This is a genomic window from Brooklawnia cerclae (assembly GCF_011758645.1).
GTDB lineage: Bacteria > Actinomycetota > Actinomycetes > Propionibacteriales > Propionibacteriaceae > Brooklawnia > Brooklawnia cerclae.
Genome location: NZ_JAAMOZ010000003.1, coordinates 143,966 through 168,252 on the forward strand (window position 1 = coordinate 143,966; position 24,287 = coordinate 168,252).

Below are 24,287 nucleotides of genomic sequence, written 5' to 3' on the forward strand. Positions count from 1 at the left end.
CCCTTCGACAGGCTCAGGGGCCTTCGACAGGCTCAGGGATCGGTGGTCAGCGTATCCCTAGAGCCGGGCGACCTCCTCGTCCGAGGGGGTCTCGGGATCCTCGCCCCGGTCGTCCACGATGCCGGCGGCGGCCGGGCTCGCCTCGACGGCGTCGGACTGCGCGTCCGCCAGCGCCTGGGCGGCCGGCGCGGTGCGCCGCAACTCGATCCTCGGCATGAACAGCAGCACGATCAGGCCGACCACCGCGACGATGCCCGCGGCGAGGAACACCGTGCTGATGGACGTGGCGAACCCGACCTGGAAGGGGTGGGCGATCGCGTCGGGCAGGCGTGTCAGCACGGACGAGTCCTTGGTCACCTGGCTCAGCCCGGCGGCCTGGCTGGGATCGATCAACCCGGTGATGATCGCGTTCACGTCGGGGTCACCCATCAGCGTCGGGTCGGCAGCCGCGGACTTCACGGCCTGGACGAACCCCGCGTCGCGGGAAGCCGCCACCAGGGCGGTAGTGATGTTGGTGCCCACGCTGGAGAACAGCATCGACAGGAACGTCGCGACGCCGATGGTGCCGCCCATCTGCCGGAAGAACGTGACGGTGCTCGTCGCGACGCCGATCTCGGTGGGCCGGACGGCGTTCTGGGCTATCAGCGTCATCGGCTGGTTGCACAGGCCCACTCCCAGGCCGAGGCCGAACATGGCGATCATGACCAGGGGCAACGGGGTGTCCGCTGTGATCGTCGACAGGAGGAAGGCGAACACGGCCAGCACACCGACCCCGATGATCGGGAAGATGCGGATGACCCCGGTGCGGGAGGTGATCTGACCCGCGGTCACCGACGAGATGGCCGTGCCCAGCACCATCGGGGTCATCATGAGCCCGGCCTGCATGGGTGAGGCGTTGTGGACGATCTGCAGGTACAGGGGAAGCACCATCATCCCGCCGAACATCCCGACACCGATCACCACCGACCCGATGACGTCGACCGTCATCGCGCGGATCCGGAACAGGCGCAGCGGTAGCAGTGCCTCGTCGCCCATCAGGTGTTCGATGGTCACGAACAAGACGATCCCCACGGCTCCGACGATGTAGCACACGAGCGATCCCGGCGAGGTCCAGCCCCAGTCGCGGCCTTGCTCGGCGACGATCAGCAGCGGGGTCACCCCGAGCATCAGAGCGCCGGCACCCCACCAGTCGACCCGGTGGTTGAGCCGCACCTGGGGCACATGCAGGGTCTTGAAGACGACGAACAGGGCGGCCAGGCCCAGAGGGACGTTGATGAGGAACACCCAGCGCCAGCCCGCGATGCCCAGGATCTGCGCGTGCTCGGCGAAGAACCCGCCCACCAGGGGGCCGATAACGCTGGAGGTGCCGAACACCGCGACGATGTAACCCTGGTATCGGGCGCGTTCGCGCGGGGCCACGATGTCGCCGATGATCGCCAGCGCCAGCGAGAACAGACCGCCGGCCCCGACTCCCTGAAGGGCACGGAAGCCCGCCAACTCGATCATCGAGATGGACGAGGAGCTGAGCGCCGACCCGACGATGAAGATCACGATCGCGGCGAGGAAGAAGCCCTTACGGCCGTAGATGTCGGAGAGCTTGCCGTACAGCGGAGTGGTGATCGTGGACGTGATCAGGTAGGCCGTCGTCACCCAGGCCTGGGCGTCCAGACCGTGCAGATCGTCCGCGATCGTGCGGATCGAGGTGGACACGATGGTCTGGTCGAGACTCGCGAGGAACATGCCCATGAGCAGCCCGGCGAGAATGGTGAGAATCTGCGCATGTGTGAGTTGGCCGGTGGTGGGCCGGGTATCGACCGCAGGGTCGGACATAGGGTGGAGACCTTCTTGCTCGTGGGTGGTTGTCAGTGATGCTCGTGGGTGCCCGGTCAGCGATCTGACGCGAGGCCGGCGATCCCGTCCTCGAGCACCTGCCGGCGCTGGGGGTCGCGCAGCATGGATTCGATCGCATCGGCCAGGCGGTGCACCGCCTGTGCGGCGGAGTCGAGCTCGTCGTCCGGCCATTCGGCGAGCAGCAGGTCGAGCAGATGGCAGCGCTGCTCGCGGAGTGCGCCGGCCAGTTCGACGCCCTGGTCGGTGAGGGCGAGTTGCTGGACGCGGCCGTCGTCGCTGTCCCGGGTCTTGGCGACCAGTCCGCGGGCCACCAGCGAGCTGGTCTGGCGGCTGACCGTCGAGATGTCCGAGTGCAGCAGGTGTGCGAGCTGACCGACCCGGAGCGGGCCGTTGGACAGCTTGAACAGGATCGGGATCGCCGATGCCTCGACCCCGCCCGGCAGCAGCGGCTCGATCTGCCGCAGTGCGGAGAACGCCTTGCTCAGCCTCGTGAAGTCGGAGGCGAGTTGGGCGATCTGTGGGCGGTGGGTCACGCGGTACTCCTTAGATGTATGCAGCATGCAAATATTAGCCCGCCACCCAAACCGCCGTCAGAGCGTCCAGAAATCGTCGCCGCAGGCCCCGGCGGCACCCGCGGGGAGGAGCGGTGCCGCGGTGCCGTCACTGTGTTACGCGAGGTCGGGGCCAGCGGTTGTGGTCCTTGAGCTTGTCGAAGGGACGGGGCTCGTTTCGACAGGCTCAACGGGCGGCCTCGCTGGAGCTTCGCCGGATGGGTGCGGGAAGGAGCTGTGTTACGCGAGGTCGGGGCCAGCGGTTTGTGGTCCTTGAGCTTGTCGAAGGGACGGGGCTCGTTTCGACAGGCTCAACGAGCGACCCCGCTAGAGCCTCACCGGAAACGGGCGATCCCTGCTAGAGCCTCACCGGATAGGTGGGGGTCGGCACCTCGGGCTTGATGGTCTGGGTGACGAAGATGTCGTGCCACAACATGAAGACCAGCAGCGTCCAGACGCGCCGCGAGTTGTCCACCTTGCCGGCGCGGTGCTCGTCCAGCAGTGCGAGAGCGGCGGCCGGATCGATGTAGTCCGTGGTCTGTGCCTTCTCGATGATCTCGCGTGCCCAGCCGTACCCGTAGTCATCGCGAAGATAGACACGGATCGGCACCGGGAAGCCCAGCTTGCGCCGGTTGAGCACGTGGGCCGGGACGACGGGCTCGAGCGCCTTGCGGAGCGCCACCTTCGACTGGTTACGAGTGATCCGCTGGCTCACCGGCAGGTGGCGCGCCACCTCGAACACCTCCTTGTCGAGGAACGGCACCCTCAGCTCCAGGGAGTTCGCCATGGTCACCTTGTCGGCCTTGACGAGAATGTCGCCGCGCAGCCAGGTGAACAGGTCGATGTGCTGCATGCGCGAGATCGGGTCCCAGCCCTGGGACGCGTCGTACACCGGGTCGGTGACGTCACGGAACGAGACCTCGGACGAGTACGTGTCGAGGACGGATGCCAGCTGCTCCTCGCGGAAGATGCGCGCGTTGCCGTAATAGCGCTCCTCCAGGTCGAGGGAGCCGCGTCGCAGCATGTCCTTGCCGCGGAAGCCCTGCGGCAGTGCCCGGCCGACCGCCGCCAGCCCCTGGCGCAGCGGGTTGGGCAGCGTGGTCAGGGGGCGCAGGCTCAGCGGCTCGCGGTAGATGTTGTAGCCGCCGAACAACTCGTCGGCTCCCTCACCCGACAGGACGACCTTCACGTGTTTGCGTGCCTCGCGGGCGACGAAGTAAAGAGGCACCAGTGCGGGGTCGGCCACCGGATCGTCCAGGTACCACACGATCAGCGGCAGCGTCTCGAACAGCTCTTCCTCGCTCACGGTCCGGACGATGTGCTCCACCCCGATCGCCCGGGCCGACTCGACGGCGACGTCGACCTCCGAGTAGCCCTCGCGTTCGAAGCCCGTGGTGAAGGTGAGCAGGTCGGGGTTGTATGTCTTGGCCATCGCGGCGATGGCTGTCGAGTCGATCCCGCCCGACAGGAACGCCCCGACCGTCACATCGGCGCGCATGTGCTTGGCGACCGAGTCGTCCAGCACCTCGCGGATCTGGTCGTACAGCTCGTTCTCGGCCTCGGGGCCGCGGACGCGAGCGGGCTGGAAGCGGGGGTAGAAGTAGCGGTTCGTCGTCAGCTCGCCGTCACGCACCATGAAGCTCGTCCCCGACTCGATGCGGCGCAGGTTCGCGTCCGCGGACTCGGGCTCGGGCACGTACTGCAGGACGAGGTAGTGCTGCAGCGCCGTCCTGTCGACGACGGCGGGGCCGGTCAGCGCACGCAGCGACTTCGCCTCGGACGCGAACCCGAACCCGTCGGCGGTCTGTGCCAGGTACAGGGGCTTGATGCCGAACCAGTCCCGGGCGCCGAAGATCACCTTGTCGCGGGTGTCCCAGATGATGAAGGCGAACATCCCGCGCAACTGCTTGACCCACCTGGGCCCGTGGTAGTGGTAGCCGGCGACGATCGCCTCGCCGTCGCCTTCGGTGTGGAAGACCGCACCGGAGTCGGCCGCGAGCATCGCCCGCAGTTCGACGTAGTTGTAGATCTCACCGTTGAAGACCATCGCGTAGCGCTCCGGGTCCTCGGGCGGACCCCATCGCAGCGGCTGGTTGGAGTTCTCGATGTCGATGATGCTCAGGCGATTGAATCCGAAGCAGGCCCGGTCGTCATGCCAGACGTCGGTGTCGTCGGGGCCGCGATGCCGGGCGCACACCATGCCTTCCGCGACCTGCCGGACGCGGGAGTCGTCCAGTGCCCCCGTCGAGATGAACCCCATCAAGCCGCACATCCGCGCACACCCTTCTTGTCGTCGTCCACGCTCCGCCTCGCTGGCGGGGCGCCATTCGCCCACCCTCGTAAGTATTCCCCACGGCACGGGGCGCATTACCGTACCCGGGTAACAGACGGATTACGCGCCGTGACAGAATCAGGGTCATGAGTCCGCGACAAATTGAGGTCTCCGAACCCCGCCAAGTTGGCATCACCGAACTGGTCCTTCGCGACGCCCACCAGAGCCTGATGGCAACGCGTATGGCGATGGAGGACATGATCGATGCCTGCGCCGACATCGACGCGGCCGGCTACTGGTCGGTCGAGTGTTGGGGTGGAGCAACCTACGACGCTTGTATCCGATTCCTCAACGAAGACCCGTGGCAGCGCCTGCGGACCTTCCGCGAGCTGCTGCCCAACTCCCGCCTGCAGATGCTGCTGCGGGGCCAGAACCTTCTCGGCTACCGCCACTACAACGACGAGGTCGTCGACCGGTTCGTGGACAAGTCGGCCGAGAACGGCATGGACGTCTTCCGCGTGTTCGACGCGATGAACGATCCGCGCAACCTCGAGCACGCCATGGCCGCCGTCAAGAAGGCGGGCAAGCACGCCCAAGGCACCATCTGCTACACCATCTCGCCGGTGCACACCACCGAGGGATACGTGAAGCTGGCGGGCCAGCTGCTCGACATGGGCGCTGACTCGATCGCTTTCAAGGACATGGCCGCGCTCCTCAAGCCGCAGCCCGCCTACGACATCGTCAAGGGCATCAAGGACACCTACGGCAGCGACGTGCAGATCAACGTCCACTGCCACTCCACCACCGGCGTCACCCAGGTGTCGCTGATGAAGGCCATCGAGGCGGGCGCCGACGTGGTCGACACCGCCGTGAGTTCGATGTCGCTCGGCCCGGGCCACAACCCCACCGAGTCGGTCGTCGAGATGCTCGAGGGCACCGGCTACACCACGGGGCTCGACCTGGACCGCGTCCTCAAGATTCGCGACCACTTCAAGAAGATCCGCCCGAAGTACGCGGACTTCGAGTCGAAGACCCTGGTGGACACCAACATCTTCAAGTCGCAGATTCCGGGCGGCATGCTGTCGAACATGGAGTCGCAGCTGCGCGCTCAGGGCGCCGAGGCACGCATCGACGAGGTCATGAACATGGTCCCGGTGTGCCGCAAGGACGCCGGCTACCCGCCGCTGGTGACGCCGTCGTCCCAGATCGTCGGGACGCAGGCCGTGTTCAACGTGCTCATGGGCCCCTACAAGGTGATGACCGGTGAGTTCGCCGACATGATGCTGGGCTACTACGGTGCATCCCCGGCCGAACGCAACCCGGAGATCATCAAGCAGGCCGCCGCTCAGGCCAAGAAGGATCCGATCGACGTCCGCCCGGCCGACCTGCTCGAGCCCGAGTGGGACAAGCTCGTCTCCGAGGCCTCGGCCCTGCAGGGCTTCGACGGCACCGAGGAGGACGTGCTCACCTACGCGCTGTTCCCGGGCGTGGCCTCCACCTTCTTCGAGAACCGTTCCAAGGGTCCCAAGAGCGTGGCCAAGTCCGAGGCGCAGCTGAAGGCCGAGGCCGAGGGCAAGGCGTCCACCGCGCTGAACGGGCCGATCACCTACAGTGTCACGGTCAACGGCGCCAGCCACACCGTGGCCGTCGAGCCGGCCTGAGGGGGCTCGTAACTGATGGCAGTCCAGCACACGATGGCAGAGCGCCTCGAGCACCTCAACGAGGAGCGGGCGCGTGTCGAGGCGGGCGGTGGCGAGGCCCGCATCGCCAAGCAGCACGACAAGGGCAAGATGACCGCCCGGGAGCGCATCGACAACTTCGTCGATCCCGGGTCGTTCATCGAGACCGGTGCGTTCCGACGCAACCGGACGACAGCGTTCGGCATGGACAAGGCCGACATGCCCGCCGACGGCGTGGTCACCGGCCATGCGTCCGTGATGGGGCGCCCTGTCTACCTCGCCAGCCAGGACTTCACGGTCGTGGGTGGCTCGGCGGGCGAGACGCACAACATCAAGGTCACCGAGACGATGGACAACGCGCTCACCAACGGCGCGCCGTTCATCTTCATCAACGATTCGGGCGGCGCCCGCGTCCAGGAGGGCATCGACTCCCTGTCGGGCTACGGCAAGGTGTTCTTCGCCAACGTCAAGCTGTCCGGCGTCGTGCCGCAGATCTCGATCATCGCCGGCCCCTGCGCCGGTGGCGCGGTCTACAGCCCGGCCCTGACCGACTTCATCATCCAGACCCGCAAGGCCCACATGTTCATCACCGGGCCTGACGTCATCAAGCAGGTCACCGGTGAGGAGGTCACGCAGGACGCTCTGGGTGGCGCGGACGCGCATCAGCAGATCTCGGGCGTGACCGACTTCGTGACCGACAACGATGAGCAGGCGCTGCTCGTCGCGCAGAAGATCCTCAGCTTCATGCCGCAGAACAACGCGGAGGAGCCGCCGGTCCTGTTCCCGGACGACGACGTCAGCCTCAACACGAAGCTGCGGGAGATCGTCCCGGTCGAAGGCAACAAGGGCTACGACGTACGCGACGTGATCGCCCAGATCGTCGACCACCAGGACTTCCTGGAGGTCAAGGCCGGGTACGCGCCCAACATCGTCACCGGTTTCGGACGCATCGTCGGCCATTCGGTGGGTTTCATCGCGAACAACCCGAAGGCCATGTCGGGCGTGCTCGACATCAACGCGTCCGACAAGGCCGCGCGGTTCATCCGCATCTGTGACGCCTACAACATCCCGGTGATCAACCTGGTGGACGTGCCCGGCTTCCTGCCCGGCGTCGCCCAGGAGCACGGCGGCATCATCCGTCACGGCGCGAAGATGCTGTTCGCCTACTCGGCGGCTACCGTTCCGAAGATCACGGTGGTGCTCCGCAAGGCGTACGGCGGTTCCTACCTGGCCATGTGCTCCAAGGAACTCGGTGCCGACAAGGTGTTCGCCTGGCCGAGCGCCGAGATCGCGGTCATGGGCGCCGACGGCGCGGCGGCGGTGGTCTTCCGCAAGGAGATCAACTCGGCCGAGGATCCGGCGGCCAAGCGCGTGGAGGTCGTCGAGGCCTATCGCGAGAGGTTCGCCACCCCGTTCGCCTCAGCGGCCCACGGCTACGTCGACGACATCATCGATCCGGCGGACACCCGCCGCCAGATCGCTGTCGCGCTCGCGCTCTCGGCGAACAAGCGGACGCAGCGTCCGCCCAAGAAGCACGGCGTGTTCCCGGTCTGATCGGAGGAGAGACAGATGAGCAACGAGAAGAAGGAACTGTCCGCCACCGAGCTGCAGGCGCTCGTCGCCGGCCTGGAGGCCCGCATCGAGAAGCTGGAGGCAGAGGTCGAAGGCCTCCGCGCCAGCCGCCCGGTGCCCGAGGAGGACCTGATCGCGATCGCTGCGGCGGCCGCCGCCTACATGGGCTACAAGGGCACGATCAAGGCCGTGACCTTCGCGAGCAAGGGAACCTGGGCCGCTGCCGGCCGTAGGGCCCTGGCCTCCAACCAGGTCCGCGGGGTCATGCCGCGGTCGATGTGACCCGGTGCCAGAGTTGATGAACTGAAAGAGGAATCCAATGCGTCTCAAGATGACCGTCAACGGCACCGACTACGTCGTTGACATCGAAGCAGAGCCGGAGGTACGGGCCGTCCCAGCGCCGATCGTGATCGGTGGCAGCGCGGGAGCGGCTTCGACGCCGACCACCGCGTCGGTGAAGGGTGCCAGCGCCAACGCGATCGTCGCGCCGCTGGCCGGCTCGGTCGCCCGCATTCTGGTGAAGGAGGGCGACGCGATCGAGGCCGGTCAGGTCGTCGTGGTGCTGGAGGCCATGAAGATGGAGACCGAGATCACCGCTCCGTCCGCGGGCACCGTCGATGCCATCCTCGTGCAGCCGCGTGAGGCCGTGCAGGGCGGTCAGGCCCTGGTGACCCTGGCGAGCTGAGCCGACGAAGTCGCTTCACATCATCCGGCGCCGGTCATCCCTCGGGGTGGTCGGCGCCGGTCTTTGTGCTGGGAACGTTCGTTGAGCTTGTCGAAACGTTCGTTGAGCTTGTCGAAACGATGTATGGGGCGGTCCTTTCGACAAGCTCAAGGACCGGGTGACAAGCTCAAGGTCCTTTCGACAAGCTCAAGGACCGGGTGGCAAGCTCAAGGTCCTTTCGACAAGCTCAAGGACCGGGTGGCAAGCTCAAGGTCCTTTCGACAAGCTCAAGGACCGGTTGGCGGACTTGCCTCCGGCGCCGCCTTTGCTATCGTGAGCGGGGTCGTCCCATCGGGATGACGCGGACGAGTGGCCCACCGTACCCGCCGAGCACGACGGTCGAGGCGCTGGAGCAGTCGTGGCATGGATCGTCCTGGTCTTCTCGGGGCTCATGGAGACAGTGTGGGCCGGTGCGCTCGCGCAGTCCGAAGGATTTCGAAAGCCTCTTCCATTGATGGTGTTCGTCGTAGCGCTGGCCTTGTCGATGGGTGGCCTGGGGTACGCACTCCGGTCGCTGCCGGTGGGCACCGCCTACGCCGTGTGGACCGGGATCGGCGCTGTCGGCACGGCCATCTTCGGCATGATCGCCCTGGGTGAGCCTGTCGCCGCCGGGCGCATCGCGTGCCTGGTCCTGATCGTCTGCGGCATCGTCGGGCTCAAGGTGCTGCACTGAGCCTGGGCGCCGCGCGGTCGGCGCTCAGGCGAGCTGATGCTCGATCTCGTGGATGAGCAGGTCGAGGGCCACCATGTTGCGGCCGCCCTCGGGGATGATGATGTGGGCGTTGCGCTTGGAGGGCTCCACATACAGCTCGTGCATCGGCTTCACGGTGGCCAGATAGCGGCGTTCCACAGACTCCAGGGTGCGTCCGCGTTCCAGCACGTCGCGGTGGATACGGCGCAGGAGTCGCACGTCGGCGTCCGTGTCGACGAACAGCCGGATGTCGAACAGCGGACACAACCGGGGCTCGGCGAAGATGAGGATCCCCTCGACGATGATGATCGGTTTCGGCTCGATGCGAACCGTCCGCGCCGCCCGGTTGTTGTGGACGAAGTCGTAGGTGGGTGAGTCCACCGGGGCTCCCGCGACGAGCCGGGTGAGGTGCTCGACCATCAGGTCGTTGTCGAACTCGTCGGGAGAGTCGTAGTTGAGCGTCGTGCGCTGCTCCGCGTCCAGGTCGTCGTGAGCGCGGTAGTAGTTGTCGTGGTACATCGCGCTCGCACGGCCCGCGAAGCGCTCGAGCAGCGCGTTGGTCAGTGTCGTCTTCCCGCTGCCCGTGCCCCCGGCGATCCCGATCACCAGGCTGGTCATCTGTCCTCCTCGCCTTCCCGCACGGAACCGACGCCGGGACGACGCAGCGGACTGCTCGTCCCGGCCTACCACTGCCTCAGTTGGCGCGGGCGACCTTCCAGTTGGCGGCCTGGGCACGGGGCCGGATGACCAGCCGATCGATGTTCACGTATTCCGGCAGAGTGGCGGTCCAGCGGACGGCCTCGGCGATGTCCCCGGCCACCAGGGGGTGGTCGACGCCCGCATAGACCTCGTCCGCCTTCGTCTGGTCACCGGCGAACCGCACGAGCGAGAACTCGTCGGTGTGCACCATGCCGGGGCTGATCTCGCACACGCGCACGGGGCGCCCGGCCAACTCGAGGCGCAGCGAACCGGCCATGTACCGCTCGGCCGACTTCACACCGCAGTATCCGCCGCCGCCCTCGTAGGCGGTCTCGGCCGCGGTGGAGGTGATGAAGATGAAGGCGCCGTGGGCCGCCTCGACCGCCGGCAGGAGCGCCTGGGTGACGCGGAGCGTCCCCGCGACGTTGATCTGGTACATCCGCTCCCAGTCGGCCACGTCGGCGGTCTCCAGCGGATCCTGGCCGACTGCACCACCCGCGTTGTTGACGACCACATCGCAGCGGGGCCCGACGGCCGCGGCGAGGGCGGCCACCTGGTCGGCGTCGGTGGTGTCACACACGACGGCGACCCCGCCGATCTCGGTGGCCAGCGCCGACAGCCGGTCGAAGCGCCGCGCCGCGCAAAAGACCGTGTAACCCTCCTTGGCGAGCGCTCGCGCGCTGGCTGCCCCGATGCCGCTCGATGCTCCTGTGACCACAGCAATTCGTTCGCTCATGGGATCGATTCAACCATGGACACCACCGCGGGGAGCACCCCGGTGCGATCGATAGACTTTTGCCATGACCTACCAGTTGATCCTGCTCCGCCACGGCGAGAGCGAGTGGAACTCCAAGAATCTGTTCACCGGGTGGGTGGACATCGACCTCAACGAAAAGGGGGTCGGGGAGGCCAGGCGGGGCGGCGAGCTGCTGGCCGAGCAGAACCTCCTGCCCGACATCGTGCACACCTCGGTGCTGCGTCGCGCGATCCACACGTCCTACCTGGCGCTGGACGCCTGCGACCGTCACTGGATTCCGGTGAAGCGCTCGTGGCGGCTGAACGAGCGCCACTACGGCAAGCTCCAGGGGCTCAACAAGGCCGAGATCCGCGATCAGTTCGGCGAGGACCAGTTCATGAAGTGGCGTCGCAGCTACGACGAGCCGCCGCCCGCCATCGACAAGGACAACCAGTACTCCCAGTGGGACGACGCGCGGTACGCCGATCTCCCCGAGGAGATCCGCCCGCTGACGGAGTGCCTGAAGGACGTCGTCGCGCGCATGCTGCCGTACTGGTACGACCAGATCATTCCCGACCTGCGCTCGGGGAAGACGGTGCTGGTCGCGGCACACGGCAACTCGCTGCGTGCCCTGGTCAAGCACCTCGACCAGATCGGCGACGACGACATCGCCGCCCTGAACATCCCGACGGGCATCCCGCTGCTGTACGAGCTGGACGACGACCTGCACCCGGTGGTCGCGGGTGGACGCTACCTCGACCCCGAGGCTGCGGAGGCCGGTCAGAAGGCCGTCGCGAGCCAGGGCAAGAAGTAGGCGTACGCTCCCTGAGCCTGTCGAAGCGGCGGCGGTCCCTTCGACAGACTCAGGGAGCGTCGGCTTAGTGGTCGTTGAGCCTGTCGAAACGGTCCTTCGATGGGTTCAGGGAGCGTCGCCCCGGTGGTCGTTGAGCTTGTCGAAACGACCGCTCGACAAACTCAGGCGCCGCTCGTCAAAGCGACGGTGATCAGGTCGTCGGCCAGTTCTCACCCTCGGGCAGGTCGCCCGTGATGACGTAGATGATGCGACGCCCCATGCTCACGGCGTGATCGGCGATCCGTTCGTAGTAACGGCCGAGGAGCGCCACGTCCACCGCCGTCTCGACACCGTGCTGCCAGTCGCTGCCCAGGATCACACGGAACTGCTGACTGCGCAGGTCGTCCATCTCCTCGTCCTGCTCGGCCAGGTGCTTCGCCTCCTCCAGATTGCGCTCGGCCAGGATGCGCCCGACGTTGCCGACCATGTCCTGTGCCAGACGCGACATGCGGCGGAAGTTCTCGGTGAGCGGTTCGGGGATCGCGTGGTCGGGGAAGCGCAGTCGGGCGATCTTGGCGATGTGGGCCGCCAGGTCGCCCATCCGGCCCAACGCGGCCACCATCTGGATCACGGCGACCAGCGTGCGCAGTTCGCCGGCGACCGGGGACTGCCTGGCCAGGATGGTGAATGTGCGCTGTTCGAGCTGGTCGTGCATGGCGTCGACGCGCGTGTCGCCGCTGATGACGCGCTCGGCGAGCTGGAGGTCGGCCTCGAGGAGCGCTCGGGTGGCGTCCCGGACGGCGATCTGAATGCTGTCGGACATCACGACCAGCTCGTTGACGACACTGTCGAGGTCGTTGTGGTAGATCTCGCGCATCTGGGCACCCCTTTGTCGATTTGCGGACGTGATCACGATTCTAGGGCTCGGAGGTGGTACGGGCAGCGGCGCTGCCGGCGGCGTCCCGGCCCTCATGCGGGCCGCGTGCCGCTCGCGCGGGTCGTGTGTACTCCCGCGGGTCGCACATCACCCGCGGGAGTACGCGGGGCCTGCGTGAGCAACACGAGACCCGCGCGAGGCACCTGGTTTCAGTGAGGCTGGGGGGTAGGAGACGCGGCACTCTATGATCAAGTCGTGGAATTCGTGCTGGTGGCCGCCGCGCTCCTGGCCGGACTCGTCATCGGCCTTCTCGTGGGGCGGTCACGGGCCCGGGACGCGGGTGCTCCCGTCGCCGAACCGGTCGTCCCCGCGCCGAGGCTGTCGTCCCAACTCGAGGCGGCCGTCGACCTGATGCGGTCGGCCTCGCTGGTGGCCGGCCCCCACGACGAGGTGTGGCACTCCAACCCCCCGGCGCGCACGACCGGTCTGGTCCGGGGGAGCCGAGTGGCTCCGGACGAACTGCTCGAGCTCGTCCGTTCCGTGCGGCAGCGGGGTCAGGCCGTCGGGACGACGCTGCAACTGAAGCGCGAGCCGGGCGTGCCCACCCGTGAGTTGGCCGTGCGGGTGAGCCTTCTCGAAGGCGGCATCGTGCTGGTGATCGCGGACGATCGCAGTGCCGAGACACGGGCCGACGAGATCAAGCGAGACTTCGTGGCCAACGTCAGCCATGAGCTCAAGACGCCGGTGGGGGCCATTCAGGTGCTCTCGGAGGCGGTCGAACAGGCCGCGGACGACCCCGAGGCGATCCGGCGCTTCGCGGGCAGGATGACCCGTGAGACGGAGCGGCTGGGCGAGCTCGTCCAGCAGATCATCGAGCTGTCACGGCTCCAGTCGGTGGATCCACTGATCCAGGCGGACGTCGTCGAGGTGGACGACATCGTCGGGGCGGCGGTCGCCCGCTGTCGCGAGTTGGCGTCGGGACGAGCCATCACGCTCACTCTCGCCGGGGCGCAGGGGTTGCGCGTCGTGGGGGACGAGGACCAGCTCACCAGCGCGGTGGTCAACCTGGTGCAGAACGCCATCAACTATTCCGACCCGGGCGCACGGGTGGCGATGAGCACCCGTGCGGTCGAGGACGGGGGCGACGAGTTCGTCGAGATCAGCGTGGCCGACAACGGCATCGGCATTCGCGCGGACGATCTCGAGCGGATCTTCGAGCGCTTCTACCGCGTGGACTACGACCGGAGCCGCCAGAGCGGGGGGACCGGTCTGGGTCTGTCGATCGTCAAGCACGTCGCCGGTGCCCATGGCGGCACCGTGAACGTGTGGAGCAAGGTCGGCCAGGGATCGACCTTCACCCTGCGTCTGCCGGCCTATCTGGAGACGGAGGAACCCGAGGTGACCGCGCTCACGGTGCCCATGCCGGATGGAGGAATGCAATGACCCGGATCCTGATCATCGAGGACGAGGAGTCCTACCGGGACGCCACGGCCTACATGCTGCGCAGGGAGGGCTTCGACGTGGACGAGGCGGCCGACGGGACCCTCGGGCTCGCCGAGTACGACCACAACGGCGCCGACCTCGTGCTGCTGGACCTCATGATGCCGGGGATGCCGGGCACCGAGGTCTGTCGCCAACTGCGGATGCGGGGCAACGTGCCGGTGATCATGGTGACCGCACGCGATTCCGAGATCGACAAGGTGGTCGGGCTGGAGCTCGGGGCGGACGACTATGTCACGAAGCCGTTCAGCCATCGCGAGCTGGTCGCCCGTATCCGGGCCGTGCTGCGCCGCGGCCAGGACCCTGATCTGCTGCCGGAGGTGATCGAGGTCGGCGACGTGCGCATGGACGTGGAGCGTCACGAGGTATCGGTGCGTGGGGCCACGATCCGGTTGGCGCTGAAGGAGTTCGAGCTTCTCGAGCTCCTGCTGCGCAATGCCGGCCGCGTCATGACCAGAGGCCAGTTGATCGACCGCATCTGGGGCGCCGACTACGTGGGCGACACGAAGACTCTCGACGTGCACGTGAAGCGGCTGCGGGCCAAGATCGAGTCCGATCCGTCGCACCCCTCGCAGCTGGTCACCGTGCGCGGGCTCGGCTACAAGTACGAGGGCTGAGCTCAGACGCCGCGGGAGTGCAGCGCGAGGACGGCGGCGGCCAGGCCCTCGTCCACCACGAGAATGCCGATCGCCCCGGTGCGCAGAGCGCCCAGGGTACCGGCGGCCTTGGTCTTTCCCGCCGCGATGCCGACGACGATGTCGATGCCCGCCAGTTGATCGATGGTGATGCCGATCACCCGTTCCGACGCGGGCGGGCCGAGCGGCACACCGTCGATGGTGAAGAACCTGCCGCAGACGTCGCCGACCGGCTTCGCGGCGACCACCTCGACCATCTCCTGGTCGTTGAAGTTCATCGCCTCCAGTACCCGGCGCGAGGTCTGGACGCCGAAGTTGCCGATGCCGACGAAGGCCAGATCGCTGGCTGCCGCCCGGGCGATCGCCATCCGGATCGACGACTCCGACAGCATCGCTCGCTGTGTGGCAGCTGACTCCACGACCGCCGGCGCGTCGAAACGTTCGGAGACCACTCCGCACTTCTCAGCCAGGATCTGGGTGTTGATGTAGCCGGACGGGCCTGAGTCGAGCAGGGGCATGCCGCCGACCAGCGGGGTGAGCAAAATGTTGGGGTGGAGCGACAGCCTGGGGATGGCCTCGACCACGTGTCCGAGCGTGAACCCCCAGCTGAATCCGATGCGGTTCGCGCTGGGCGCTCTGCGGGCGAAGACCTCCGCCCCGAGCTGGGCCACGCACTTCACGTCGGTGGTCGACGCGGACGTCTCGGCCACGAGGGCCTCGCGCAGCCCGAACGTGCGCATCAGCTGGCCCTCGAGGTCACGGTTGCGCGAGATGTGGTCGTCCCCGGCGATGCGCACCTGGACGATGCCCGACTCGCGGGCGGACGCGAGGATGCGCGACACGCTCGACCGCGACAGCCCGAGCCGGCGTCCCACCTGGCCCTGGTCGAGGCCTTCGAGGTAGTACATCCGGGCGGCCTCGATCAGCATCTGGTGGTCGCGTTTGGCAGGCATGTATCCCCCTGGAACTCGCGGCGCACCACCATGGTGCGTTGGCGAGAAGACGTCAATAAGTTTGGCACATACGTGCAGATGCGAAAAACCGGGAGGTGCCCCGGGGCCAGGTGCCCCAGGTCCCTCCCGGCTGTTGCCGCTGATCCCTGAGCCTGTCGAAGGTCGTTTCGACGTGCGGCAGGCCCCTGAGCTTGTCGAAGGTCGTTTCGACAGGCTCAACGAGCGTTTCGACGTGCGGCCGGCCCCTGAGCTTGTCGAAGGTCGTTTCGACAAGCTCAACGAGCGTTTCGACGGGCTCAACGAGCGTTTCGACGGGCTCAACGAGCGTTTCGACAGGCTCAACGAGCGTTTCGACGAACGGCCCCTGAGCTTGTCGAAGGGCAGCGACCCCTCACAGGCTCGACGGGCGTCACGCGCCGATCATGCCGCGGGTGACGAGCGCATCCTGCAGACGGCGCATCGCGACGAGCGGACGGGTCTCGTCCACCTCGAGGTCGTCGTAGGTGATGATCTCGCCCTGCTTCTTGGCGACCTTGAGCTTGCTGGTCTGGATCAGGCCGACCGGAATCGCGTTCAGCTCGCGGGCCTTCTCGGCGGGGATGGCCCAGCCGTAGAAGTGGTGGCCGCCCATGCCCTCCATCGTGGTGCCCGGCTCGAGGTCGAACTTGGCGCGTCCGACCACCTCGGTGCACACGTAGCGGGACTGGAAGTCCGCACGGCGGTTGAGGACGGCCTCGCCGATCGACAGGTGGGCCTCGATCGAGGCGATGTGCCACGGCCGGTAGAAGAGGTAGTAGGGGCCGTGCCCGAGCTTGAGGTAGTCGAGCTCGTGGGTGACGACGTCGCTCTCGGACTTCACGATGGCGAAGACGCCGGGTGCGACGTTGCCGGTGACGTACTCGACGCACGGGCCGTTCTCCCAGTCGAGGATGCCGCCGTCGGCCTTCGGGATCAGCGTGGTGATGAGTTCGTCGAGGTTGCACTCAGGGCCGTGCATGCCTTCGACCTCGACCGGGATACCCGTCGCGTTCGACAGTGCGGCCATCTCGAGCTGGGTCTTGGTGCCGTCGGTGAACTCGGTGAGCATGCGCGGGTTCATCTTCTTGCGCGCCGCGTCCGCCTCGTTGTCCTCGGGAACCGAGGTGTGGATGTTGACGTTGTTCTTGCCCTTGCCCGCGCAGATGACCTTGAGACCGAGGTCCTCGGCGTACTCGACGAGCTTGAGGCACTCGACGGGCTCGTCACCGCGCATGACGGTGTAGACCGAGTTGCCGGCGTTGGCCATGGACGACAGCAGGACGCCCACGGTGATGTCGGCCTCGACCGTCATCAGGGCCACGTCCTTGCTGTGGGCGATACAGGTGTAGGCGATCTGTGCCGCGATCTCGGGAACGCCCGAGACCTCGACGACGATGTCCACCGGCAGTTCCGGCATCTTCAGGCCGTCGGTGATCGCCACCGACTTGCCCTCGGTGAGGGCCTTCTTCGCAGCCTCCAGATCCGCGCCGGCGACCACGACGTCATCGCGTCCCGCATTGCGCAGGGCCGATTCCGCCTTGTCGATGACGATGTCCGCGACCGCCGCGACCGTCAGCCCGGGTGCTTTGCAGATCGATGCCACCAGGCCCGACCCCATCTGGCCGGCGCCGACGACCCCGACGAGAACCGGGCGTCCAAGCTTCTCCTGGCGTTCCAGGAGACCTGTCGTGTAACCCATTTCCATTCCTTTCGTAGGTATTCGAAGGGGCGTGGCGGTCAATGGATGGGCCTGACCGCGCCTCGGAGAGTTGTGCTTACTGGGGTCGTTTCCTGCGCACGAACCGGGAGTTCGTCTCGGGGGTGACCGACGACCGGGCGGTCAGCTGTGCGACGGCCATCTCGACGGCCTGCTTGAACTGCTTGCCCTCGGCGCGCTCGACCGCGGTGTCCGCGGCCCCCAGGAGCGCCGGGACCGGGCGGAACCGCGCGAACACGCTGATCCCGTTCATGGCCGATGCCCAGGTGACGCGTCGCTGCTCCGCGTCGACGAGCATGATGACGATCGAACCGCCGCGGAACGACCGCCCCCGCCCCGAGACCAGCATCTCGTCCCTACCCTTCGACAGGCGCAGGACGGTGTTCAACTCGGTGCTGTAGGCCCGCTGTTGGAAGAAGGTGAGGACGACCCCCAGCACCATGGCCGCGATCAGGATCGCGGGGAAGACCCAGTCGCTCGCCGACATGTCAGGCTTCGGTGAAGGCGACGGTGGAACCGGCCGCGGGGGCGACGGGAGCGGGTCCGGAGGCCTTCACGGCGCCGGGCAGCAACTCCTGGTCGGGCTGATTCACGTAGACGACGATGTGGCCGAGTTCGGTCAGGTTGTCGTTGGCGCGGCCACCGACCTCGTCGACCGTGTACGTCTGCTCGCCGATGACGAGCCGGTCGCCTGCCTGGACGGGGCGGGTCAGGGCCGTGGCATTCGTGTGGACGATGCTGACGTCGGCGAGCGCCTCCGGCACGGGCTCGCCGAAGAGGATGAGGACGCCTGCCTCGATCATCTCGCCGGCGTCGCCGCCGATCCGGCTGACTTCGGCATTCCAGATGTTGGTGGTCATGGGGTCTCCTTCCGGTCGGGTGGGTGCCCGCAGGGGCACCCACCCATGTGGTGATCAGATGAGGAACGACGCCAGGTAGGCGATCGCCACTGCGAGCGGGGACGTTACCAGACGGGTGAACAGCACCGCCGAGACACCGACGGACACAGTCTCGGGCTTCGCCTCGCCGAGCGAGAGGCCGACGGGGACGAAGTCACAGCCGACCTGGCCGTCGATGGCGAACAGCGTCGGGAGCGCGTACTGCACCGGCAGTGCGCCGAGGCCGATCTGCGTTCCCATGAGGACGCCGATCACCTGTGCGATCGCCGCGCCCGGGCCCAGGATGGGAGACAGGAACGGCAGCGCGACGATGACGCCCAGCAGGATCAGCCCGACCGGGTTGGACGCCAGCGGGGTGACCCACGAGGCCAGCACGTTCGAGATGCCCGTGTAGTTCACGATGCCGATCAGCAACCCGACATAGGCCATGAACGGGAGCACCGTCTTCAGGATGATGTCGAGGGCCTGGCGGCCGGACGACAGCAGCGTGTTGATGATGTAGCCGATCGCGTTGCCGAACTTCACCACCCAGGACATGAAGCCCTTCTGCTGCGGTGGCGGGGGCGGTGTCGGCGCCGGTGTGCTCGCCGGGGTGGCGGCCGCGGTCTGGGCCTGGGCGTCGGCCGCCACCGCGGCGGCTGCCTCAGCGGCTCCGAGCGCCGCGATGTTGTTCACCCCGACGTCGGAGACGAAGATGTCGTCGGTGATGTACTGGGCCAGCGGCCCGGTCGGCGAGCCGGGGTAGATGTCGACGGTGGGCATCCGCTTCTTCGGGTAGACACCGATGCGGGCGGTTCCGCCGCAGTTGATGACCACGGCCAGCACCTGCTCGTCCGGCACCTGGTTGGTGAACCCGTCGACGGGTGTCGCACCGCTGAGCTCGGCGATCTTCGCGGCCACCGGGTGGATGCCGCCGCCGGTCACCGACAGGACGACGTTCTTCTGGTCGTTCGGGGTGAGGACGAGGCCCTTGCCCCAGCCGCCCGAGCCCTTCGAGACCTTGATGGTGTTGTAGCTCATTCCTGCACCCCCTGAATGCGTCCGGCCTCGTAGGCCTCGTCGTAGCGCTTGAAGGTCTCCTCATGCCCGCCCCGCTTGATCAGGACGCCGGTGAGCCACTGCGTGGCGATGCCGCGGATGAGGATGACCACGAGGCCGACGAGGAAGTACAGCGCGGCCAGCGTCGCGTACTTGTCGGGTGCGATCTGCAGCACGCCGGCGGACACGCCGCTCCACACGAAGATCTCTCCGGCGTTGGCATGCGGGAACAGCGAGGTGATCGGGTGGCAGAACGACACGGTCGAGTCGTAGAAGGCGGGCTTGTAGCGCTCGGGCAGGAAGCGGCCGAACGTGTAGGCCATCGGGTTGGTCAACAGGAGCATGGCCAGGAACGGCATGATCGTGTACCGGGTCAGCGCCCAGCGGCCGGCCCACTGGATGGCATGGGTGACTCGTTCCTCACCGATCCAGGTGGTGAGGGCGTACATGAAGGTCAACATGACCATCAGGAGCGGGAGGATGCCGGTGAGCAGGCTCGTGAACGCGTCGGCGCTGGCGTTGAACAGGCCGATGAAGTGCGTCGCGAACCACGTGATCCCGCGCATCACGGGATTGTTGTCCATGAGAACTCCTCGAGTGTTGTGGAACGGACCCGCCTCGTTGCGAGTCAGGCCGTCGTGGCGGTGTTGCTACCGGGCGGCGTCGCCCGGGGGGATGCTCAGTCGAGTGCCAGGGCCTCCTTCACCTCTGGGGTCACCCGTGACCTGACCGCCTCCTGGGCGGCTTTGGCGTCAGCCGCGTCGAGCGCGGCCCGGGCCATCTCCTGGCACTTGTCGAGGGTGGTGTGGCGAAGCGCGAACCGCACCTCGGGCACGGCGGCGATCGACATCGACAGGCTGGTGATTCCCAGTCCGGCGAGGACGAGCGCCATGAGTGGGTCGGAAGCGGACTCGCCGCAGACTCCGACCGGTCGTCCGAGACGCTGCCCGGCGGCGGCGGTCTGGGCGACCAGCTTCAGTACCGCCGGTTGCCAGCGGTCGATCAGGTCGGCCAGGGCGCCGAGTTGGCGGTCGCTGGCCATCGTGTACTGGGCGAGGTCGTTCGTCCCGATCGAGGCGAACTGCACATTGGTCAGGACGCGGTCGGCCTGCAGTGCCACGGCGGGCACCTCGACCATGATCCCGACGTGGTCCAGGCCGGCGGCGTTGGCCATCTCGCGGAAGTCCTTCGCCTCGTCGGCGGTGGAGATCATCGGGGCCATGACCCAGGCCTCGGTCTGGGGAGTGTCCGCGACGGCCCGGGCGAGCGCTTCGAGCTGGTGGGCGAGCAGTTGCGGGTTGCGGCGGGCTAGGCGGAACGCCCGGATACCCAGTGCCGGGTTCTCCTCCGGAGTGGTGTTGGCGAAGGCCAGCGGCTTGTCGGCGCCGGCGTCGAGCGTCCGGATGACGACCTTGCGCCCGGCGAAGGCCGCGAGCACCTGGCGGTAGGCCTCGGCCTGGTTGTCGACGGTGGGCTCTTCCGACTCGTCCAGGAACAGGAACTCGGTGCGGAACAGGCCGACACCCTCGACCGCGGTGGCCGCGGCCTGCTCGGCGTCCGCCACGGTGCCGATGTTGGCCAGGAGCTGTACGCGGTGGCCGTCGGCGGTGGCGCCGGGCTCGGTGTCGTCGAGCAGGCGGCTCCGGTTCGCCATGCGGGTGCGGATCTCGGCCTGGGTCGCCTCGTCGGGGTCGACGACGACACGGTCGTGTGCCCCGTCGACGGCCAGGAGGGTTCCGGCGGGGATGTCCGCGGCGCCGTCGACCTTGACCACGCAGGGCAGGCCCATCTGCCGGGCGATGATCGCCGTGTGCGAGGTGGGGCCGCCCTCCTGGGTCACCAGGGCGAGCACCTTGTCCATGTCGAGCGTGGACGTGTCCGCGGGGGTGAGCTCCAGCGCGACGACGACGCCGGGGGCGTCCATCGAGGCCAGGCCGGGTTCGGGGACGCCGAGGACGCGGGCCACCGCGCGGTCGCGGACGGAGTGCAGGTCGCCCACGCGCTCGGCCATGTAGCCGCCGATCTCGCGGAACACGTCGGCGAACTCGCCCACGACACGGGTGATCGCGGTGGCGGGGCCCACGCCCGTGCGGATGAGCTGGAGGGAGCGATCCTTGAGCTCCGGGTCGCCGGCCATCTCGGCGGCGGCCTGGAGGACGGCTCCGAGGGTCTCGTTGTTGCGGTTGGCGTCGGCCGCGGCCTCGAGTTCCTCGGCCACCTGCTGCAGGGCGTCGGTGAGGCGTCGGACGGCCTCGTCGATCTCGGCCTGTGAGGACGGGCGGGGTTCGTCCGCCGGTGCGGTGACGGGAGCCGAGAACCGGACGCAGGGGCCCACCGTGGCGGTGGAACCGACGCCGATGCCGTGCAGTACCCGGCTGGAGGTCACTTCTCGTCCTTCTCGAGCTCGGCGACCAAGGTGTCGAGAGCGGCGTCCGCGCCGTCCCCCTCGGCCGCCAGGACGACGACATCGCCCTTCTTGGCGCCGAGGCTGAGCACGGACAGGATCGAGGTCGCCGACACGGGGCCCTTGCCGTCCTTGGAGATCGTCACCGGGATCCCAGCTGCCTTGGCGGCCTGGACGAACAGGGACGCGGGGCGGGCGTGCAGGCCCTCGGCTGCGGCGATGGTGGCTTCACGGGTGGACATCTTCGGCCTCTTTCGGTGCGGTGTTTCTGTCTGCTGTTGTGAGTTCGGCAACCCTGCCCAGCGACACGTCCATGGTGTCAGCCGGTTTGCCAAAATGCAAGAAAGTGCTGCTGGTATGCAATTCTGTGCGAAAGCGGATACCGGATCACTCTCCGATGATCGTCACCTGGCATTTGCGTGTGCGCGCCCGGGCGCGATCGAAGTCGACGAAGAAGATGTAACCGGTGACGCCGAAGGCAAGTTTGCCGTCGGTCACGGGGAACACCTGGCTGGAGCCGATGATCGTGGACTTCAGGTGCGCGTCGACGTTGAGGAGTTGGCTGCGGTCGCCCCCGGGCAGGTACTCCTTGGCGCTCGGCCAGGTCTCGACCTCCTCGAAGTGCTTGATGCCCGGGTAGTGGTACCCGTCCGCCGGCGGGAAGTCGTGCTGCTCGGGGACGATCTTGCCGAGCACGGCGTTCAGGTCGCCCTGCAGGTAGTCGGTGCCGTCCTCGTACTCGTCGTGCACCCACTCGTCGAAATACACCCCGCAGGTGGTGTGCGGCGACATGACCGCGGCCAGGCCGTTGGTGATGCCGCTCGCCGCGACGGCCTCGCGCACCTGGTCGGTGACATTGATGAAGCTCGGCGTCCCACCGTGGGACTGCAGTTCGAGCGTGGTCTGGTGGACGGTCATGGCATGGCTCCTCTGGCTGGTCGGGTGGTCACTTGCCGGCGTCGGCGAGCACGCCGACGAACGCCGAGACATCGGCGTCGACGCCCTTGCGCGCCGCGACGGCCAGGTTCGAGAAGAGGATGACGTTCTCGTCGTCCATCAGCGGCTTGACCGCGTCGTAGGCGGCTTTGGCGGCATACGTGTAGTAGTTGATCTTCCGCACGCCGTGCCGGATGCAGTTCTGGTACTCGTCGGGATTCAGCCCCGAGCCGCCGTGCATGACGATCGGTACGCCGGTGGTCTCGCGCAGCGTCGTGATGAGGTCGTAGTCGAGTTGGGGCTTCTTACGGTAGATCCCGTGCACGGTGCCGAAGGACGCGGCCAGGCAGGTCACACCGGTCTCCTTGACGAAACGCGCGGCGACCTCGGGGTCGGTGTACAGCGTCTCGTCGGCCACTCCCTGGTCGGGGTCGCCGTTCTCGTTGCCCGTCATGACGCCGATCTCACCCTCGACCCCGACGCCACGCTCGCGCGCCAGTTCGACGACCTCGCGAGTGATCCGGACGTTGTCGTCGTAGCTGTGGTGCGAGCCGTCGATCATGCACGAGTTGAAGCCGATGTCGAGCCCGGTGCGGATGTAGTCGATGTCGTCGCCGTGGTCGACGTGCAGGACGAATGGGGCCGGTGAGCGCTTGGCGAGGGCGACCATGGCCGGTCCCATGTCCTCGATGCTGACGATGCCTTCGTGCACCTGGGCGAACTGCAGGATGATCGGGACACCGGTGCGCTCGCCGACGTCGATCGTGGCCAGGAGCCCTTCGAAGAAGGGGGTGTTCACCGCTGCCAGGCCGGCGTTGTTCTTCTCGGCCCAGTCGAGGGCCTCGGGCAGTGAGATGAGCATGGGAATGACGTCCTTTCGCGTGGGGCCGAGCGGTCAGGCCCGGTTCTTGAAGTCCTGGATGGCGGTGAACATCTCGGTGAGGATCTCGCGCCAGTCGGGGTGCTTGATGATGCCGCTCGTACCGCCGGAGCCGTCCGCCCCCTGCTCGAGCACCCGGGTGATGTCGGTGCCGCGGCTCACGCCGGCCGCCTGGATGACCAGGATCGAGGGGTCGACGTCCTTGACGATCCGGGTGGTGCGTTCGATGTAGTCCCCGGCGTCCATCTGCCCGGTGCCGATGTTCGCGGTGGGCTCGCAGATCATGATGTCGGGGCCCAGGGTGGCGATCGCGCGGCACTGGGCGTCGGTGTCGGCGCACACGATGGTCATGAGGCCGACCTCGCGGGCGCGCTCCAGGGTCGCGTCAAGGGCGGCGAGGGTGAGTTGGTGTTCTGCGTGGTTGAGGACCACTGCTTTCGCCCCTGCCTCGACGAGGGAATCGGGGAGGATGTGGCCCATGCCGCGGCCCTTGACGATCGGGTCCATGTGCTGGGCCGTGACTGTCAGGTTCTTCGTTGCCTCGGCCACCATGCGGAGGTCGACGTGCTGCGCCGTGAAGATGACGTCGATGCCGAAACGGCCCGCGAGTTCGTCGGTGAGCAGCGCCAGCTTGAGGGTGTCCGCGCTGCCCAGGTATGCCTTGGGGTTGACGATCAGGAACGGGGACGTGAAGTCGGCTCTCGGTGAACTTTGCGGCTCTGCAGTCATGGTGTCCTCCCGACGTTGGGTATCTGCAAGTTTATGCATAAGCACGAAACAATGTGCCTATGCGATTGTGACACCGGCTCGCGCAGGACGCAACACCCGCTCCGACAGCGGTTGCCGTACGACTGTGGTCGAT

The 24,287-nt window shown here is 67.3% G+C and carries 25 protein-coding genes; 8 read left to right on the forward strand and 17 right to left on the reverse strand.

Annotation, left to right across the window (positions count from 1 at the left end; all coding sequences use genetic code 11):
* Window positions 1–57: 57 nt before the first annotated feature.
* The 3 genes from FB473_RS15265 to asnB form a co-directional block, all read right to left on the reverse strand.
* The gene (locus FB473_RS15265; RefSeq protein ID WP_167170745.1) at window positions 58–1,830 is read right to left on the reverse strand and encodes an MDR family MFS transporter; all 1,773 of its coding nucleotides are present in this window, start codon (window positions 1,828–1,830) and stop codon (window positions 58–60) included.
* Between the two features lie 56 nt (window positions 1,831–1,886).
* On the reverse strand, window positions 1,887–2,384 hold the full coding sequence (locus FB473_RS15270; RefSeq protein ID WP_167170748.1) for a MarR family transcriptional regulator: 498 nt from the start codon (window positions 2,382–2,384) through the stop codon (window positions 1,887–1,889).
* A gap of 376 nt (window positions 2,385–2,760) precedes the next feature.
* Window positions 2,761–4,662, reverse strand: a complete 1,902-nt coding sequence (asnB, locus tag FB473_RS15275) for an asparagine synthase (glutamine-hydrolyzing) (RefSeq protein ID WP_243864035.1) — start codon at window positions 4,660–4,662, stop codon at window positions 2,761–2,763.
* 158 nt (window positions 4,663–4,820) lie between these two features.
* On the opposite strand from asnB, the gene FB473_RS15280 reads away from it, so the two are divergent.
* From FB473_RS15280 to FB473_RS15300, 5 genes are all read left to right on the forward strand, one after another.
* The gene (locus FB473_RS15280) at window positions 4,821–6,335 is read left to right on the forward strand and encodes a methylmalonyl-CoA carboxytransferase subunit 5S (protein WP_167170757.1); all 1,515 of its coding nucleotides are present in this window, start codon (window positions 4,821–4,823) and stop codon (window positions 6,333–6,335) included.
* Between the two features lie 15 nt (window positions 6,336–6,350).
* Window positions 6,351–7,907 (forward strand): acyl-CoA carboxylase subunit beta, encoded by a 1,557-nt coding sequence (locus FB473_RS15285; protein WP_167170760.1) that lies wholly within the window; start codon window positions 6,351–6,353, stop codon window positions 7,905–7,907.
* A 15-nt stretch (window positions 7,908–7,922) separates the two neighbouring features.
* Window positions 7,923–8,207: a hypothetical protein gene (locus tag FB473_RS15290; protein ID WP_208390846.1), complete on the forward strand. Its 285-nt coding sequence runs from the start codon at window positions 7,923–7,925 to the stop codon at window positions 8,205–8,207.
* Between the two features lie 37 nt (window positions 8,208–8,244).
* The gene (locus FB473_RS15295; protein ID WP_167170763.1) at window positions 8,245–8,610 is read left to right on the forward strand and encodes a biotin/lipoyl-containing protein; all 366 of its coding nucleotides are present in this window, start codon (window positions 8,245–8,247) and stop codon (window positions 8,608–8,610) included.
* Between the two features lie 397 nt (window positions 8,611–9,007).
* Window positions 9,008–9,322 (forward strand): SMR family transporter, encoded by a 315-nt coding sequence (locus FB473_RS15300; RefSeq protein ID WP_167170766.1) that lies wholly within the window; start codon window positions 9,008–9,010, stop codon window positions 9,320–9,322.
* Window positions 9,323–9,346: 24 nt separating this feature from the next.
* Here FB473_RS15300 and udk read toward each other — a convergent pair whose 3' ends face one another.
* On the reverse strand, window positions 9,347–9,958 hold the full coding sequence (gene udk / locus FB473_RS15305) for a uridine kinase (RefSeq protein ID WP_167170769.1): 612 nt from the start codon (window positions 9,956–9,958) through the stop codon (window positions 9,347–9,349).
* 76 nt (window positions 9,959–10,034) lie between these two features.
* Entirely contained in the window at window positions 10,035–10,775 is a 741-nt protein-coding gene (locus FB473_RS15310; protein WP_167170772.1) for an SDR family NAD(P)-dependent oxidoreductase, read from the reverse strand.
* Between the two features lie 64 nt (window positions 10,776–10,839).
* Between FB473_RS15310 and FB473_RS15315 the strand changes: the two genes are divergently transcribed.
* Complete coding sequence (locus FB473_RS15315; protein WP_167170775.1) at window positions 10,840–11,589, forward strand: phosphoglyceromutase; 750 nt, start codon at window positions 10,840–10,842, stop codon at window positions 11,587–11,589.
* A gap of 190 nt (window positions 11,590–11,779) precedes the next feature.
* On the opposite strand, the gene phoU is transcribed toward FB473_RS15315, so the two are convergent.
* The gene (phoU, locus tag FB473_RS15320) at window positions 11,780–12,445 is read right to left on the reverse strand and encodes a phosphate signaling complex protein PhoU (RefSeq protein WP_167170778.1); all 666 of its coding nucleotides are present in this window, start codon (window positions 12,443–12,445) and stop codon (window positions 11,780–11,782) included.
* Window positions 12,446–12,712: 267 nt separating this feature from the next.
* Between phoU and FB473_RS15325 the strand changes: the two genes are divergently transcribed.
* Both FB473_RS15325 and FB473_RS15330 read left to right on the forward strand, forming a co-directional pair.
* Window positions 12,713–13,888 (forward strand): sensor histidine kinase, encoded by a 1,176-nt coding sequence (locus FB473_RS15325; RefSeq protein WP_208390861.1) that lies wholly within the window; start codon window positions 12,713–12,715, stop codon window positions 13,886–13,888.
* On the forward strand, window positions 13,885–14,562 hold the full coding sequence (locus FB473_RS15330; RefSeq protein WP_167170785.1) for a response regulator transcription factor: 678 nt from the start codon (window positions 13,885–13,887) through the stop codon (window positions 14,560–14,562). The genes FB473_RS15325 and FB473_RS15330 overlap by 4 nt, the downstream gene beginning before the upstream one ends.
* A gap of 2 nt (window positions 14,563–14,564) precedes the next feature.
* Here the strand turns inward: FB473_RS15330 and FB473_RS15335 are convergent, their stop codons facing one another.
* From FB473_RS15335 to FB473_RS15385, 11 genes are all read right to left on the reverse strand, one after another.
* Complete coding sequence (locus FB473_RS15335) at window positions 14,565–15,533, reverse strand: sugar-binding transcriptional regulator (protein ID WP_167170788.1); 969 nt, start codon at window positions 15,531–15,533, stop codon at window positions 14,565–14,567.
* A gap of 409 nt (window positions 15,534–15,942) precedes the next feature.
* Entirely contained in the window at window positions 15,943–17,250 is a 1,308-nt protein-coding gene (locus FB473_RS15340; protein ID WP_167170791.1) for an NAD(P)H-dependent oxidoreductase, read from the reverse strand.
* Window positions 17,251–17,326: 76 nt separating this feature from the next.
* On the reverse strand, window positions 17,327–17,755 hold the full coding sequence (locus FB473_RS15345) for a transcriptional regulator GutM (protein WP_167170795.1): 429 nt from the start codon (window positions 17,753–17,755) through the stop codon (window positions 17,327–17,329).
* Between the two features lies 1 nt (window position 17,756).
* Window positions 17,757–18,128, reverse strand: a complete 372-nt coding sequence (locus FB473_RS15350; protein WP_167170798.1) for a PTS glucitol/sorbitol transporter subunit IIA — start codon at window positions 18,126–18,128, stop codon at window positions 17,757–17,759.
* 54 nt (window positions 18,129–18,182) lie between these two features.
* Complete coding sequence (srlE, locus tag FB473_RS15355) at window positions 18,183–19,187, reverse strand: PTS glucitol/sorbitol transporter subunit IIB (RefSeq protein WP_167170801.1); 1,005 nt, start codon at window positions 19,185–19,187, stop codon at window positions 18,183–18,185.
* Complete coding sequence (gene srlA / locus FB473_RS15360) at window positions 19,184–19,789, reverse strand: PTS glucitol/sorbitol transporter subunit IIC (protein ID WP_243864036.1); 606 nt, start codon at window positions 19,787–19,789, stop codon at window positions 19,184–19,186. Before srlA ends, srlE begins: the two co-directional genes overlap by 4 nt.
* 95 nt (window positions 19,790–19,884) lie before the next feature.
* Window positions 19,885–21,591, reverse strand: coding sequence for a phosphoenolpyruvate--protein phosphotransferase (gene ptsP / locus FB473_RS15365; protein WP_167170805.1), 1,707 nt, complete (start codon window positions 21,589–21,591; stop codon window positions 19,885–19,887).
* A complete protein-coding gene (locus tag FB473_RS15370; protein WP_167170808.1) occupies window positions 21,588–21,851 on the reverse strand; it encodes an HPr family phosphocarrier protein in 264 nt (87 codons plus the stop codon). Before FB473_RS15370 ends, ptsP begins: the two co-directional genes overlap by 4 nt.
* A gap of 145 nt (window positions 21,852–21,996) precedes the next feature.
* Window positions 21,997–22,527, reverse strand: a complete 531-nt coding sequence (locus FB473_RS15375; protein WP_167170811.1) for a YjbQ family protein — start codon at window positions 22,525–22,527, stop codon at window positions 21,997–21,999.
* 28 nt (window positions 22,528–22,555) lie between these two features.
* Entirely contained in the window at window positions 22,556–23,407 is an 852-nt protein-coding gene (locus FB473_RS15380) for a class II fructose-bisphosphate aldolase (protein ID WP_167170814.1), read from the reverse strand.
* 33 nt (window positions 23,408–23,440) lie between these two features.
* Window positions 23,441–24,154 carry a triose-phosphate isomerase gene (locus FB473_RS15385; RefSeq protein WP_167170817.1) on the reverse strand — a complete coding sequence of 238 codons (714 nt, stop codon included), beginning with the start codon at window positions 24,152–24,154 and terminating at the stop codon, window positions 23,441–23,443.
* Window positions 24,155–24,287: the final 133 nt, after the last annotated feature.

Coding starts and splice junctions, on each gene's coding strand:
- FB473_RS15265 (WP_167170745.1), bottom strand. CDS start 1,830: ATGTCCGACCCTGCGGTCGATACCCGGCCCACCACCGGCCAACTCACA.
- asnB (WP_243864035.1), bottom strand. CDS start 4,662: ATGGGGTTCATCTCGACGGGGGCACTGGACGACTCCCGCGTCCGGCAG.
- FB473_RS15280 (WP_167170757.1), top strand. CDS start 4,821: ATGAGTCCGCGACAAATTGAGGTCTCCGAACCCCGCCAAGTTGGCATC.
- FB473_RS15285 (WP_167170760.1), top strand. CDS start 6,351: ATGGCAGTCCAGCACACGATGGCAGAGCGCCTCGAGCACCTCAACGAG.
- FB473_RS15290 (WP_208390846.1), top strand. CDS start 7,923: ATGAGCAACGAGAAGAAGGAACTGTCCGCCACCGAGCTGCAGGCGCTC.
- FB473_RS15295 (WP_167170763.1), top strand. CDS start 8,245: ATGCGTCTCAAGATGACCGTCAACGGCACCGACTACGTCGTTGACATC.
- udk (WP_167170769.1), bottom strand. CDS start 9,958: ATGACCAGCCTGGTGATCGGGATCGCCGGGGGCACGGGCAGCGGGAAG.
- FB473_RS15310 (WP_167170772.1), bottom strand. CDS start 10,775: ATGAGCGAACGAATTGCTGTGGTCACAGGAGCATCGAGCGGCATCGGG.
- FB473_RS15315 (WP_167170775.1), top strand. CDS start 10,840: ATGACCTACCAGTTGATCCTGCTCCGCCACGGCGAGAGCGAGTGGAAC.
- phoU (WP_167170778.1), bottom strand. CDS start 12,445: ATGCGCGAGATCTACCACAACGACCTCGACAGTGTCGTCAACGAGCTG.
- FB473_RS15330 (WP_167170785.1), top strand. CDS start 13,885: ATGACCCGGATCCTGATCATCGAGGACGAGGAGTCCTACCGGGACGCC.
- FB473_RS15335 (WP_167170788.1), bottom strand. CDS start 15,533: ATGCCTGCCAAACGCGACCACCAGATGCTGATCGAGGCCGCCCGGATG.
- FB473_RS15340 (WP_167170791.1), bottom strand. CDS start 17,250: ATGGGTTACACGACAGGTCTCCTGGAACGCCAGGAGAAGCTTGGACGC.
- FB473_RS15345 (WP_167170795.1), bottom strand. CDS start 17,755: ATGTCGGCGAGCGACTGGGTCTTCCCCGCGATCCTGATCGCGGCCATG.
- FB473_RS15350 (WP_167170798.1), bottom strand. CDS start 18,128: ATGACCACCAACATCTGGAATGCCGAAGTCAGCCGGATCGGCGGCGAC.
- srlE (WP_167170801.1), bottom strand. CDS start 19,187: ATGAGCTACAACACCATCAAGGTCTCGAAGGGCTCGGGCGGCTGGGGC.
- srlA (WP_243864036.1), bottom strand. CDS start 19,789: ATGGACAACAATCCCGTGATGCGCGGGATCACGTGGTTCGCGACGCAC.
- FB473_RS15370 (WP_167170808.1), bottom strand. CDS start 21,851: ATGTCCACCCGTGAAGCCACCATCGCCGCAGCCGAGGGCCTGCACGCC.
- FB473_RS15375 (WP_167170811.1), bottom strand. CDS start 22,527: ATGACCGTCCACCAGACCACGCTCGAACTGCAGTCCCACGGTGGGACG.
- FB473_RS15380 (WP_167170814.1), bottom strand. CDS start 23,407: ATGCTCATCTCACTGCCCGAGGCCCTCGACTGGGCCGAGAAGAACAAC.
- FB473_RS15385 (WP_167170817.1), bottom strand. CDS start 24,154: ATGACTGCAGAGCCGCAAAGTTCACCGAGAGCCGACTTCACGTCCCCG.